Below are 13,734 nucleotides of genomic sequence, written 5' to 3'. Positions count from 1 at the left end.
ATGTTGGCGCGCGAGGTTCGCGGCAGGCTTGGGCACCACTGACCATGCCACGGCAATTAAAAGTTTGCGCGATAGTATCGAATCGCTGCGTCTAATTTTTCCCCGGCATCACTCGAACAGCTAAGAATAAGTTCATTCGCAGGCGCGCGCTCAATCCACGTTTTGTCAGAATAGTTTTGAACGCGATTCGTTACGCATCCCATTGCCTCGCATTTAATTAGCAAAATCCCTCCAATTGTACTGCTACTCATATCATTTAAATCAAATTCGCTACTGCCGGAGATAGTGTTGTAAATTCGGTATAACGAATCTTCTCTCTGAACATTGGCAACCATGCTGCATGTTCTCAGGCCGGTTTGTATCACTCGCAGCGCCTGCTCTTTAGAGGGTTTTACGGGCTGGCCGTCGGCTAATGTCAGAAAATAAAGCCCAAACAACGCTATTAGTATTTTAGACATGGTTGACTCCTAGCGCAATTCCTGACCTCGAACCGGGGCATTTGTATTATCTTGAATTCTTCGACCGGATGGCTCTTTGAAAATGTCAGTGGCAATTCGATTTTTTTGTCCCGGAGCAGGCGTCTCCTTTGGTTGCCGTCCGAGGCAGTCATCGAATCCTTGCTTGGCAGCTTTTACGCTAGTCTCACGCGACGGATAACCACCGCCGCCTGATTCCGTGCGGATGCGACTTAACAAATTCTGAAGCCTGGAGAAATCACCCGAAAGACGCGCTACCGCGCATCCAGCCGACACGTCGGCTTCGGTCTCTTTTTCCTCTTCAGACATCTTTCGCTCAAAGTGTCTATTATAAAAATGTCCAAGCTCGTGACCAAATAATGCGATAGCCTGATCACGATCATCTCCTATGACCTCCCTGAACCAATCGGGATCATATAAAATGTACTCGCCATCCGGGACGCGCATTTGCCCCCGAGCGAGCCAAGCCTTTGCCTTACTGACATACGTGCACGGTATCGCTGGAATTTTCCTTTGAAAAGCGATAGAGCGAGAGACCTCTATAACTATTGACTGCGCGTCGGATGGCCTGGGAATAGCTTGCCTGGTCTTTTGCAGGGCATTGAATTCACGCACACAAATGGCGGCTGGATCTGCGTGAGCAAACACAGGGAATAACAGAATTATGAGCACGGCAAAACCGCATCTCATTTTAGCGCCCAATTTCACCGACGTCGACGTCAATAAATCGATCGGTAGGCGGCGCGACGCCGCTAGAGACACATTCGCCTCGGGAGAATTTGCCTTGCAAATCCCCCTGCAGTTGGTCAAGAAACAACGCCGACTCGCAATTGCGGCGGTCTTGGAGGCCTTTGAAGACTTGGCCTTTGGCCTTGACCCACCGCAAAAACTCAACACTTGCCAGCTTATATTCCCCCATATTCACCAATTCAAGCAGCGTTGATTTGGCGAACTTGGCCTTACCCACATTAAATGCAAAGGAGGACAGGGCGCTGAATTGCTCTTCTGTCAGATCTTTGGCCACCAATTTATGAACAAATAATCGTGCAGACCTTGTGTCAAACTCCAACATATTTTGCCCGTCGGACTGGGACAAGGGGCGCCGGAACTGGCCAAGATCCACTTGGTCACAAGGCTTCAAAGCGATCAAATGCCCATAGCCGATCGTGCAATAGCCCACAGGATCGTTATATGGAGAGGGACGCCACCCTTCAAAATCCATTATGAGACCGAATGCCAGTGGCGTTAATGGGCGTGGCGGGCTACTCGGTGCAGCGCCTTGTTGCAGTTCTAAATCTTCGATCTGGCTGCGAGGGATTAGGTCTTGCGTAGCGCCAGTAGTACTGAAAATTAGCAGACATACGAATAGGCCACACTCCTGCGACCGCCCCATAAGGATGCGAATCATGCGGCCTCCTCCAGTTTTCGTGACGATTAGGAATCTGCGTGAACTCTATGCTAACTTAAGTGTTCCTTCGAGTTCAAATTTTCTGGTTTGCGCACGCCCGTCTTGACAGTCCTGCGGGGGGCGGCCCACCTCAGCCGAGCTGCCCTGCCATGCCGCCCCCATCACCAAACATCGCCTGCCCCCGGCACGCCCAACGGACCATGACGGGGTGAGCACGCTCGGCAGGTATCGACCAAGTCTGCGTGTTTGCTAGCTCATGATGCGTTATCGCGAGCTCCATCTACCTCACCCAGCTGAGGCCATCTGTTGGAGAACACGGCTGCCGAGTCCCGCTTCGAGAAGGGCCTGCGCAGTCCTTCCGCTGCGATTGGACCGGGTCCGGACGTGGAGTGCGTCCGGACCCGGTCCAATCGCAGCGGGTGGATTCCGGGTGGGATTCCGCAGCGGCGTGCGTCAAGCCCATTGCCGCCACAGGTCATAGGTTAGGAGGGATAAGGTCCAAGTGACCGGCACGACTGCGAGGCGCGTTGGTTTGCCATCGCGCTGTACGCTTGCCGCGGTGTAAGGCAGTCAACGTAGAAGCGACTTGGCGACATGCGGAATCTTCGCATTCGAGTTCACCCGCACGTCCAAGCCCACGGGGCGCATATATGACGGGACGCACTCCGCGCAGCTTTGCGAGGACCGCTGTACCACCTGAGAAGACGACTGGGCGCGCACGTTGAATTTCTTTCATCAGTAGTCTGTAACAGACGTACGCTCACTCGAGAGCGATTGCGGCTTCTGGAGCCGACTGCCCGCATCTCAGACCTGTTGGCAAGAGACATCAACGCTTCGAAGGCGCTCCCATCATCTCCTGCACCAGCCCCGAAAAAGCCAACGCCGCCGGCGACAACGTCCGGTTGGCCGGCATCACCAGGCTGTAGTGCGTCTGCATCCCGCTCATCTTCTTGAGCGGCAATCGCACCAGCGATGATTGGCCGCCGGTCGCCGGCACCGTGAAGTCAGGCGCCAGCACAACGGCTTGCGCCGTTGCCGCCAGGTGAAACAACGTGCCGAGGTCGTCGCACACCACGTTGAACACCGCGCGGTCGCTGCGCTTGACCTGCTTGTCGAAGTGCGCGTTGACGCCCGCTGGCAGTTGCGGGCTGCCCACCGGAAAGTCCATCGCCTGGTCCAGCGTCACGCTGTTGCTGCTGCCCTTCTCCAGCAAGGGATGGCCTGCGGCCACGAAGAAGGACACCGGCACATTGGGCAGGCGCTTCATCGCCAAGCCAGGCTGCTTCTTCAAGTCGCGCGTATCGGCGATGAAGAGGTCGATCTCGCGCCGATGCAGGCGCTCGGCCAGCACGTTGGCATCGGCCAGGTCGACCTGCACCGCCAACTGCGGATGCCGCTGCATCAGCTGCGACAGCACCGGACGCCCCAGCATGCTGGCGGCGAAGGGACCCATGCCGACGTTCAGGTTGCCGATCGCCAGGCCTTGCAGCAAGGCCACATCGCGCTTGACCAGGTCGGCATCGGCCACCAGTTCGCGGGCGCGCGCCAGCACCAGTTCGCCGGCCGCGGTAAAGCGCACCTGCCCGTAGACGCGGTCGACCAGGCGGGCACCCAGGTCTTCCTCCAGGCTGTCGACGCTGCGCGACAGCGCCGGCTGCGACAGGTGCACCGCATCGGCCGCACGGCCGAAGCTGCCCTGCTCTGCCAAGGCCACCAAGTGGGCCAGTTGCCTCAACTGCATTTTGCGAAAAACTTAAAAAGATTCAGCATATTTTGCATTGGAACTTATTTCGGAGGATGCCCAGAATGAAGGCACAAAGAACCGATTCCACCCCAGGAGACACCCCATGAAGTTGACCACCGCCTGGCGCCAGGCCACCGTACTGCTTGCAGGCCTGGCGCTCACGGCCATTGCCGGCGCGCAGGACTACCCCAAGAAGCCGATCACCCTGGTCGTGCCCTACGCCGCCGGCGGCGGCACCGACGTGGTGGCCCGCTCCCTGGCCGAGCAGATGAGCAAGCAGCTGGGGCAGCCGGTCGTGGTCGACAACAAGCCGGGCGCCAGCGGCATCCTGGGCACCAGCTTCGCCGCCAAGGCACAGCCGGACGGCTACACGGTGCTGGTGGGCCTGACGCAGTCGCTGCTGACCAATCAGTTCCTCTACACCAAGCTGCCCTACGACCCGCGCCGCGAGCTGAGCCTGGTGACGCAGATCGCCAGCGCACCGTTGGTGCTGCTGGTGCCGGCCGGCTCCAACGTGCACAGCGTGGCCGATCTGCAGCGCAGCTTGCGCAGCAGCGCCCATGGTGGCAACTGCGGCTCCTGGGGTGCGGGCTCCTACCCGCATCTGGCTTGCTCCTACATGGCTTCGACCTGGAAGGTGGAGCTGGCCCACGTGGCCTACAAGGGCGAGGCGCCCTTGCTGCAAGACCTGGCGGGCGGCTCGCTCAGCTTCACCATCGGCAGCATCGCCGCCGCCAGGCCCTACCTGGACAGCGGCAAGCTGCGCGCGGTGGCCGTCGCCGGCGAGCAGCGCCTGTCTGCCCTGCCGGACGTGCCGACCTTCAAGGAATCGGGCTTTGCCGACGCCGAGTTCCGCACGCTGGGCTGGCTGGCACTGGCCGTGCCGCTCGCCACGCCCACGGCGGTGGTGGCGCGCCTCCAGGAAGCGGCCCAGCAAGCCATCAAGACGCCGGAGCTCGCCAAGCGCTTCGAAGCACTGGGCATGCAGGGCATGGGCACGAGCCCCGAGCAGTTCCGAAGCAACTACCTGGCCGACTGGCCGGTGTGGGAGCGCCTGGTCAAGGTCTCGGGCGCCAAGCTGGATTGAGGCGACGCAAAGCAAATGAAGAGCAACAACGCATTGGCAGAACTGCCCGAAGTGTTCGCGGACGAAGACGACGCCACCCGCGGCTTCATCGCCACCTGGCCCAACGCCGAGATCCGCGGCGCCGACGGCCGCGTGGTCTGGACCATGGCCGGCTACGAGTTCCTGCAAGAGGACGAACCGGCCGATACGGTGCACCCCGGCCTGTGGAAGCAGGCCCAGCGCAACCTGCAGCACGGCCTGTTCGAGGTGTGCCCGCGCATCTACCAGGTGCGTGGCTTCGACCTGGCCAACATGACGGTGATCGAGGGCGACAAGGGCGTGATCATCATCGACCCGCTGACCTGCGCCGAGACCGCGCAAGCAGCGCTCAAGCTGTACCGAGAGCAGCGCGGGGACCGGTCAGTGACGGCCGTGATCTACAGCCACAGCCATGCCGACCACTTCGGCGGCGTGCGCGGCGTGATCGACGAAGAGCACGCCATTCGCCACAACATCCCGATCATCGCGCCCTCGGGTTTCCTGTGGCACACGGTGGCGGAGAACATGATCGCGGGCAATGCCATGTCGAGGCGCTCGCAGTTCCAGTTCGGCCCCACCCTGCCGCGCGGCGTCTGCGGACAGGTCGACTGCGGCCTTGGCAAGAACATGCCCAACGGCACCATCACGCTGATCCCGCCGACCCGCACCATCGAGAAAGACCGCGAGCGCCACGTGATCGACGGCGTGGAGATCGTCTTTGCACTGGCACCGGAAAGCGAGGCGCCGGCGGAGATGTACTTCTTCTTCCCGGGCCTGAAGGCGCTGAACCTGGCCGAGCTGGGCCAGCACACCATGCACAACCTCTGCCCGCTGCGCGGCGCGCAGGTGCGCGACGCGCGGCTGTGGTCGCGCTACCTGGACGAAGCGCTGCACGAGTTCGCACCGCATTCCGACGTGGTTTTCGCCCAGCACAACTGGCCGACCTGGGCCCGCGAAAAGCTCAGCCGCTTCATCGCCGAGCAGCGCGACCTTTACAAGTACGTGCACGACCAGACCGTGCGCCTGATGAACAAGGGCCAGACCGCGCTGGAGATCGCCGAGGAGCTGCGCCTGCCCGCGGAGCTGGCCGGCGTGACCCACGCGCAGGGCTACTACGGCTCCCTGGTGCACAACGTGAAGGCGGTGGTGCAGCTCTACCTGGGCTGGTACGACGGCAATCCGTCGCGCCTGCACACCCTGCCGCCGGTCGAGGCCGGCTCGCGCTACGTGGCCTACATGGGCGGCGCGGAAGCTCTGCTGGCACGCGCCAGCGCCGACTTCGCGGCCGGCGAACATCGCTGGGTGGCCGAGGTCATGAGCCACCTGGTCTTTGCCGACCCGGCGAACCAGGCTGCGCGGCAGCTGTGCGCCAATGCGCTGGAGCAGCTGGGCTTTGCCGCTGAATCGGCCACCTGGCGCAATGCCTACCTGCTGGCCGCGCGGGAACTGCGCCAGGGTGTGCCGCGCGCCAAGCGGCGCAGCATGAGCTACGACCTGCTCAAGGCCGTGCCGATGGAAATGTTCCTCGACTGCTTGGCGATCCGCCTGGTGGCCGCGCGCGCCGCCGGCCGCACGATGCAGATCGCCTGGCACCTGCACGACGCCGGCGAGCACTGGCTGCTGAGCCTGGGCAATGCCGCCCTCACCTACCGCCGTATCGATACGGCGAACGCCGGTGCCGCAGCCGCTGATGCGTCCATCGCCGTGTCACGCGAGCGCCTGGCGCAACTGCTGGGCCATGAGTCGGGCATTGCCGCGGCCGTCGCCAGTGGCCTCGAGCAAGGCGATATCAAGGTCAGGGGCAATGCGCGCTGCGTGGCCGAGCTGATGGGCATGCTTGACGAGTTCGACCCGATGTTCAACGTGGTCGAGCCTTGAGCCCCGCTGCCACGGCTCAAGCCGCCGCCGCCGTAGCCTGCAGCGCCCCCCGGTAGCGCCGGCTGCACGGCACATGCGTGCCGTCGCGCATGTGCAGGCGCGCGTCGCCGCCATCCAGCGGCTCGATCTCGGCGATGCGGTCCAGGTGCACCGCGAAGCTGCGGTGCACCCGCACATGGCGCGCCGGGTCGAGCTGGGCCAGCAGGTCCGTGAGGGTGGCGCGCAGCAGGTAGTCATGGCCGTTCACGTGCAGGCCCACGTAGTTGCCCTGGGCCTGCAGCCAGTCGATGTCGGCGGCGTTGATGAGGAATTCGCGGCGCAGCTTTCGCACCAAAAAGCGTTCCGGGCGGGCTGATGCAGCAGCTGGCGGCTGCTCCGGCGGTTCCTGGGCCGGTGCCGCGGCTTCCCCGCGCGCATCTTCCGGCGTGTCCAGCACCCTCGCCTCGCCCTGCAGGCGCAGCATGAAAAGCCGATAGGCGCGCACGCCCAGCACGATCAACAGGTAGGCCCGCACATCCTTCATGTATTCGTAGGGCCACTGGACCAGCCAGTTGCCGAAGCTGTACGGGCCCACGCCCGCCACCGCATAGGCCGCCTTGCGCAGCAGCACCATGCCCGCCACGTGGGCCAGGCTGAAGACCACGCTGCCCAGCAGGTGCCAGGGCAGGTGCCGGCCCAGGCTGTCGAATTCCAGCGGGAAGCGCCGCTCGAAGACCATCACCGCCGGCACCAGTGCGAGCAGGGCCAGGTGGCTGCTCAGCTCCCAGCTCAGCACCTGCCAGAAGGCCACGTCGCGGCCGCTGCTGCGCACGTCCATGGCGGCCACAACCACACTGGAGACGATCTGCAGCAACGCCACGCCCACCCAGAACGCGATCTCGGTGCGGCGCCGGAAGGGCTGGTAGCGCTCGAAGAGATTGGGCGAAGGCGGCGGCATGGTCGGCATTCTCGCCACGAAACCCAGGATCGGGCTGGCGGGACGAAGTTTTGATCCCTGCCGGCCACCGCTCGTCACAGGCTGCCCCGGATTCGACCCATGACCCGCCCGCCACGCTGGCGGCGGGCGGAGCATGGCCGGCATCGAGTCCATTTCCGGAGCACGCCATGCAGCCCCATCCACAACGCCGCCACGACATCGACGCCCTGCGCGCCCTGGCCTTCGCCCTGCTGATCCTCTACCACCTGGGCATGTACTACGTGGCCGGCTGGCCCTGGCACCTGAAGAGCCCGCACGCCGCCGAGTGGCTGCGCTGGCCCATGCAGTTCGTCAACATCTGGCGCATGGACCTGGTGTTCCTGGTCTCCGGCATCGCTTTCGGCTTTTTGAGCAAGGGCGCAAGCTCGCCCTGGCGCCTGATCGCCCAGCGCGCCTGGCGGCTGTTGCTGCCGCTGGTGTTCGGTATGTACGTGGTGGTGTCCTTCCAGGCCTATGCCGAGGCGCTGGACAAGGGGGCCATTGCACCCGGGTTCGGCGCCTTCATGCTGCGCTACGCGGCTGGCGGCCCCTGGCCCAAGGGCGCTTTTGCGGGCTCGGATTTCGGCATCACCTGGATGCACCTGTGGTACCTGCCCTACCTCTTCGTCTATTCGGCGCTGCTGGCCCTGCTGCTGCCCCTGATGCGCTGGCCGGCCGGCCAGCGCCTTCGCGCCGCCTTCAACGCCTTGCGCGGCTGGAAGCTGCTGCTGCTTCCGGCCCTGCCGCTGGTGCTCTACACGCTGGTGCTGGGCCCGCGTTTTCCGGCCACGCACGACCTGCTGCACGACGGCTACCTGCATCCGCTGTACTTCACCGTGTTCCTGTACGGCTACTGGATGGGCACGGATGCCGGCATCTGGCGCGAACTGGCCCGGCTTCGTCACCAGGCGCTGGTGCTGGCGCTGCTGCTGGCCGCCTTGTTCTTCCTGCTGCGCGCCTTCGTGCCGGCCGACTGGGCATGGCTGCCACGGCTGGCACGGGCGCTCTACCTGTGGATCGCCCTGGCGGCCATCCTGGGCCTGGCGCACCGGCACCTGAACCGGCCGTGGCGCTGGCTGCGCTGGGCCAACGAATCGGTCTATCCCTGGTACATGCTGCACCAGACCCTGATCGTCGCCGGTGCCTTTTTCCTGGCCCGCTGGCCAGCTGACACGTTGGGCCCGGTGCTGGAGCCGGCTCTGCTGCTGGTGATCACCGTGGGCGGCTGCTGGCTGCTGACCGACGGGCTGATCCGCCGGCTGCGCTGGCTGCGCCCGCTGTTCGGGCTCAAGCCGGCGCCGCGCAAGCCCCAACCCAAGCGGCCGGGTCCGGCGCCGGCCTACCTGGGCTCGGGAGAGTGATGTGTCAAACGCCCAGCAGCGCCGCCACCGGCGCCGGCTCCGCCAGCATGGCGGCGGAGTCGGAGGCCAGCACGATGCGGCCCTTTTCCATCACCACCGCCTGGTCGGTGTGGCCCAGCACCTTGCGCCAGTCGCGGTCGACGATCAGGGTGGAGATGCCGGTGGCGCGAATCTGCGCGATCACGCGCCAGATCTCGGCCACCACCAGCGGCGCCAGGCCTTCGGTGGCTTCGTCCAGGATCAAGAGGCGCGGGTTGGTCATCAGCGCACGGCCGATCGACAGCATCTGCTGCTCGCCGCCCGACAGTTGCTGGCCGCCGTGCGACAGCCGTTCCGCCAGGCGCGGGAAGGTGCTCATCACCCGGTCGAACGTCCATTCGCGCCGGCCGTCGGGCCCGGCACGCTCGCTCATCACCAGGTTCTCGCGCACCGACAGGTTGGGGAAGATGCCGCGGCCTTCGGGCACATAGCCGATGCCCAGCCGCGCCATCTTTTCCGGCGCCCAGCCGGTGACGTCGCGCCCTTCGAACAAGACGCGGCCCGAGGCGGGGCGCACATAGCCCATCAGGCTGCGGATCAGCGTGGTCTTGCCCATGCCGTTGCGCCCGAGCAGGCCGACCGAGGTGGAGGCCGGCAGCTGCACGTCGACGCCGCGCAGGATGTGGCTGTCGCCGTAGTAGGTGTTGAGGCCTTCGATCTTGAGCATCGTCATTGCCCGCCCGGCCGCCCGAAGGGCAATGAGCGCCCCCTCGGGGGGCAGCGATACACGAAGTGATGAGCGTGGGGGTGCTTCATTCAGTGGTCTTCTTCGCCGAGGTAGGCGGTGCGCACTTCGGGGTTGACGCGGATCGAGGCCGGATCGCCCGAGGCGATGACGGTGCCGTTCACCATCACCGTGATGCGGTCGGCAATGCGGAACACCGCGTCCATGTCGTGCTCCACCAGCAAGATGGCGTGGCTCGTCTTGAGCCGCGCCAGCAGTTGCAGCATGCGGTCGGTTTCTTCTGCACCCATGCCGGCCAGCGGCTCGTCCAGCAGCAGCACGCGCGGCCGTGTCGCCAGGCACATCGCCACTTCCAACTGGCGCTTGGCGCCGTGGCTCAGGGTACCCGCGATGCGGTCCGCCACGTCACTGAGGCCGGCCGCTTCCAGCGCCTCGCGCGCCGCGGCGTTGCTGGCATCGCAGTGGCGCGAAGACTGCCAGATGGCCCAGGGCCGCGGCGTCGCCGCCTGCGCCGCCAGGCGGCAGTTCTCGTGCACCGTGAACTCCGGAAAGATGGTGGTGCGCTGGTAGCTGCGCCCCACCCCGTTGCGTGCGCGCAGCGCCTGCGAGCGCTTGGTGATCTCGTGGCCGTCGAGCGCGATGCGGCCGTCCGACACGTCGATCTCGCCCGACAGCATGTTGATCAGCGTGGACTTGCCGGCGCCATTGGTGCCGATCACCGCGTGCACCTCGCCCAGGCGCAGGTCCAGCGTGACGGCATTCACCGCCACCAGCCCGCCGAAGCGGCGCGTGAGGGTATCGACCGAAAGAAGTGCCGTCATCTCACTACCCCCACGCTTGTCACTTCGTGTACTTCGCTGCCCCCCGAGGGGGCGCGAGCTTGCTCGGGGCGGCCCAGCGCTGCGCTCATACAGATGCCTTGGGAGAAATGCGATGCGCCAAGCCGATCAGGCCCTTGGGCAGCAGCGCCACGAAGGCGATGATGGCCAGGCCCAGGGTCAGCTGCCAATGGTCTGCCAGCGGTCCGACGAAGGCATGGGTGCCCAGCACCTCCTTGAGCAGCGTGAAGGCCACGGCGCCGATCACCGCGCCGCGCAGATGGCCCAGGCCGCCCAGGATGATCATCAGGAGCACCTCGCCCGAGTTGTGCCAGGCCAGCAGCTCGGGGTTGACCACGCCGTCGCGCGACGCCACCAGAAAGCCCGCGAGGCCGGCCAGCGCGCCGGCGAGGACGAAGGCCGCCAGCTTGTAGCCGTACACCGGAAAACCGGCCGCGCGCATGCGCTGCTCGTTCACGCGGATACCCGCCAGCGCCGCGCCAAAGCGCGAGCGGCCGATCAGCATCAGCAGGCCATAGGTGAACACCAGCGACGCCAGCACCACGTAGAAGGTCACCATGCGGTTTTCCATGTCCAGCGCACCGAGCACCGGCCGGATGTACATGTAGATGCCGTCGCTGCCGCCGCCCAGGGCCGTGTCGTGAAAGACGAAGAAGGCCATCTGGGCAAAGGCCAAAGTGACCATGATGAAGTAGACGCCGCGGGTGCGCAGGCTCAACGCGCCCACCACCAGCGCATAGGCGGCGGCGCAGCCCATGGCCAGCGGCAGCAGCAGCGCGATCGAGCCGCCCTCCTTGCCCGAGGCCAGCACGGTGGCATAGGCGCCGATGCCGTAGAAGGCCGCGTGGCCCAGGCTCACCAGGCCGGTCATGCCCACCAGCAGCTCGAGGCTGAGGGCGAAGATCGACAGGATCATGATCTTCACCACGAAATCCGACACGTACGGGCTCAGGGTCGGCGCCAGCAAGGCCAGCAGGATGGCGACGCCCAGCGGCAAGAAGGAAGACATCTTCTTCATGCCTTGCGCCCCATCAGGCCCTCGGGCCGCCAGATCAGGATGATGGCCATCAGCACGTACACGCCCATGCCTGCCACCTCGGAGAAGAAGACCTTGCCGAAGGTATCGACAAAGCCCACCAGCAGCGAAGCCACCAGGGCCCCGGTGATGGAGCCGATGCCGCCGATCACCACCACCACGAAGCAGATGATGAGCACGCTCGCGCCCATGTTCGGGTAGACCGAGGACATCGGCGCGGCGATCATGCCGGCCAGCGCCGCCAGCGCCACGCCGGCCGCGAACACGATGCGGTACAGGCGCCGGATATCGATGCCCAGGCCGCGCACCATGTCGCGGTTGCTGGCACCGGCGCGGATCATCATGCCCAGGCGCGTGCGGTTCACCACCAGATAGAGGCCGATGGCCAGCACGATGCAGGCGGCCGACGCGAAGAGGCGATACCAGGGATAGCTCATCAGGTCGCCCAGTGCAAAGCTGCCGTCCAGCCAGGCCGGCACCTTGACGCCGTGCACGTCATTGCCCACCAGGATCGAGCGCAGTTCCTCGAACACCAGGATGAGGCCGTAGGTCATCAGCACCTGCTGCAGGTGATCGCGCTGGTAGAGGTAACTGAAGAAGGCCCATTCGAGCAGGTAGCCGAAGATGGACGCCAGCACCACGCCGGCCAGCAGCATGACGATGAAGCTGTCGCCGAACAGCGGCGACAGCGCGAACGCCATGTAGGCGCCGATCATGTAGAAGCTGCCGTGCGCCAGGTTGATGACGCCCATGATCCCGAAGATCAGCGTCAGGCCCGATGCCACCAGAAAAAGCAGCAAGCCGTACTGAACCGAGTTCAGGCATTGAACGAGAAAGGTACCGAAGTCCACCGTGTGGTCTCAAAAATGATGGGGGGCCCCTCGGCCGCTCCGCAAAGCGGGGCAGGCCCCTTCGGGAAACACCGCGGAACTGGCTATGCCAGGCCGCTGGTGTTGCCCCTTTGAGGGGGGATCCGAGCTACACGAAGTGAGCGAGATTCGGGGGTGGGCTAATTCACATCCTGCAGCCACGGGCCGGGTCCGCGAGACCCTTGATGGCAACGTTCACCACCTTGTTCTCCTTGCCGTCCACCTTGCGCAGGTAGATGTCCTGCACCGGGTTGTGCGACTTGCCGATGGTGAAGGGACCGCGCGGGCTGTCGATCTTGGCCTTCTCGATGGCGCTGGCGAATTCCGCCTTCTTGCTGATGTCGCCCTTGGTCGCGGTGAGGCCGGCGGCCAGCATCTGCGCCGCGTCGTAGCCCTGCACCGCGTACACGTCGGGCTGCAGCTTGAAGGTCTTGGCGTAGGCGGCGCGGAAGGCGTTGTCGCGCGGGGTGTTCAGGCCGTCCGCGTAGTGCAGCGTGGTCAGCATGCCCTGGGCGGCATCGCCCTGCGCTTCCAGCGTGCCGTCGGTCAGGAAGCCGGGGCCGTAGAGCGGGATGTTCTTGGAAAGGCCCGCACCCGCGTAGTCCTTGACGAACTTCACCGCGCCGCCGCCGGCGAAGAAGGAATACACCGCATCCGGCTTGGCCGCCGCGATCTCGGTCAGGAGGGCCTGGAACTCCACGTTCGGGAAGGGCACGGTGAGGCTCTTCACCACCTTGCCGCCGCCCTTCTCGAAACCTTCCTTGAAGCCGGCCACCGACTCGTCGCCGGCCGCGTACTTCCAGGTGAGGGTCATCGCGGTCTTCTTGCCCTGCTTGGCCGCCACTTCGCCCATGGCGTAGGCCGGCTGCCAGTTGGAGAAGGAGCTGCGGAAGATGTTGGGCGCGCACATCGGGCCGGTCACCGCGTCGGCGCCGGCGTTGGGCACGATCAGCACGGTGCCGCTTTCCTTGGCCGCCTTGGCCATGGCCATGGCCACGCCGGAGTGCACGGTGCCGACGATCACGTCGACGTTGTCGCGCTTGATCAGCTTGTTGACGTTGTCGGTGGCCTTGGCCGGGTCGGACTCGTCGTCCACCTTCACATATTCGATCTCGCGGCCGCCCAGCTTGCCGCCCAGTTCTTCCACGCGCAGCTTGAAGCCGTTTTCGATGGCCACGCCCAGCGCGGAATAGGTGCCACTGTAGGGCAGCATCAGGCCGACCTTGAGCTTGCCCTGCTGGGCCTGCGCGACGGTGGCGATGCAGGCCAGCGACATGACTGCCAGCGTGGTGCGTGCAAAACGGGTGCTCATGGAAGACTCCTTGCTTTTGGAAAATTG

General features: G+C 64.7%; 13 protein-coding genes. 3 read left to right on the top strand and 10 right to left on the bottom strand.

Annotation, left to right across the window (positions count from 1 at the left end; genetic code table 11):
- Positions 1-56 precede the first annotated feature (56 nt).
- The 4 genes from ACIPRI_RS23660 to ACIPRI_RS23645 all read right to left on the bottom strand — a co-directional run bounded on the left by ACIPRI_RS23660 (position 57) and on the right by ACIPRI_RS23645 (position 3,625).
- Positions 57-458, bottom strand: a complete 402-nt coding sequence (locus ACIPRI_RS23660; RefSeq protein ID WP_446623943.1) for a hypothetical protein — start codon at positions 456-458, stop codon at positions 57-59.
- A 9-nt stretch (positions 459-467) separates the two neighbouring features.
- Positions 468-923 carry a M48 family metalloprotease gene (locus ACIPRI_RS23655; protein ID WP_446623942.1) on the bottom strand — a complete coding sequence of 152 codons (456 nt, stop codon included), beginning with the start codon at positions 921-923 and terminating at the stop codon, positions 468-470.
- Positions 924-1,167: 244 nt separating this feature from the next.
- Entirely contained in the window at positions 1,168-1,884 is a 717-nt protein-coding gene (locus ACIPRI_RS23650) for a lysozyme (protein WP_446623941.1), read from the bottom strand.
- Between the two features lie 826 nt (positions 1,885-2,710).
- Entirely contained in the window at positions 2,711-3,625 is a 915-nt protein-coding gene (locus ACIPRI_RS23645) for a LysR family transcriptional regulator (RefSeq protein WP_446623940.1), read from the bottom strand.
- Positions 3,626-3,731: 106 nt separating this feature from the next.
- Here ACIPRI_RS23645 and ACIPRI_RS23640 point away from each other — a divergent pair, with 106 nt between their 5' ends.
- Together ACIPRI_RS23640 and ACIPRI_RS23635 are read left to right on the top strand one after the other, a co-directional pair.
- Positions 3,732-4,715, top strand: coding sequence for a Bug family tripartite tricarboxylate transporter substrate binding protein (locus ACIPRI_RS23640; RefSeq protein ID WP_446623939.1), 984 nt, complete (start codon positions 3,732-3,734; stop codon positions 4,713-4,715).
- A 15-nt stretch (positions 4,716-4,730) separates the two neighbouring features.
- Positions 4,731-6,611 (top strand): alkyl/aryl-sulfatase, encoded by a 1,881-nt coding sequence (locus tag ACIPRI_RS23635; protein ID WP_446623938.1) that lies wholly within the window; start codon positions 4,731-4,733, stop codon positions 6,609-6,611.
- A 16-nt stretch (positions 6,612-6,627) separates the two neighbouring features.
- Here the strand turns inward: ACIPRI_RS23635 and ACIPRI_RS23630 are convergent, their stop codons facing one another.
- Positions 6,628-7,548 (bottom strand): LytTR family DNA-binding domain-containing protein, encoded by a 921-nt coding sequence (locus ACIPRI_RS23630; protein WP_446623937.1) that lies wholly within the window; start codon positions 7,546-7,548, stop codon positions 6,628-6,630.
- Positions 7,549-7,715: 167 nt separating this feature from the next.
- Between ACIPRI_RS23630 and ACIPRI_RS23625 the strand changes: the two genes are divergently transcribed.
- Positions 7,716-8,927, top strand: a complete 1,212-nt coding sequence (locus ACIPRI_RS23625) for an acyltransferase family protein (RefSeq protein WP_446623936.1) — start codon at positions 7,716-7,718, stop codon at positions 8,925-8,927.
- A gap of 4 nt (positions 8,928-8,931) precedes the next feature.
- Here ACIPRI_RS23625 and ACIPRI_RS23620 read toward each other — a convergent pair whose 3' ends face one another.
- The 5 genes from ACIPRI_RS23620 to ACIPRI_RS23600 form a co-directional block, all read right to left on the bottom strand.
- Positions 8,932-9,633, bottom strand: coding sequence for an ABC transporter ATP-binding protein (locus ACIPRI_RS23620; protein ID WP_446623995.1), 702 nt, complete (start codon positions 9,631-9,633; stop codon positions 8,932-8,934).
- A gap of 89 nt (positions 9,634-9,722) precedes the next feature.
- Positions 9,723-10,472 (bottom strand): ABC transporter ATP-binding protein, encoded by a 750-nt coding sequence (locus ACIPRI_RS23615; protein ID WP_446623935.1) that lies wholly within the window; start codon positions 10,470-10,472, stop codon positions 9,723-9,725.
- An 85-nt stretch (positions 10,473-10,557) separates the two neighbouring features.
- Entirely contained in the window at positions 10,558-11,499 is a 942-nt protein-coding gene (locus ACIPRI_RS23610) for a branched-chain amino acid ABC transporter permease (protein ID WP_446623994.1), read from the bottom strand.
- Positions 11,500-11,504: 5 nt separating this feature from the next.
- Positions 11,505-12,377, bottom strand: a complete 873-nt coding sequence (locus ACIPRI_RS23605) for a branched-chain amino acid ABC transporter permease (RefSeq protein ID WP_446623934.1) — start codon at positions 12,375-12,377, stop codon at positions 11,505-11,507.
- Between the two features lie 163 nt (positions 12,378-12,540).
- Positions 12,541-13,707 carry an ABC transporter substrate-binding protein gene (locus ACIPRI_RS23600; protein WP_446623933.1) on the bottom strand — a complete coding sequence of 389 codons (1,167 nt, stop codon included), beginning with the start codon at positions 13,705-13,707 and terminating at the stop codon, positions 12,541-12,543.
- Positions 13,708-13,734 lie beyond the last annotated feature (27 nt).

This window comes from Variovorax sp. LARHSF232, assembly GCF_052871435.1.
Note: the sequence above shows the minus strand (reverse complement) of the source record. Positions and strands in the feature narration are given on the sequence as shown.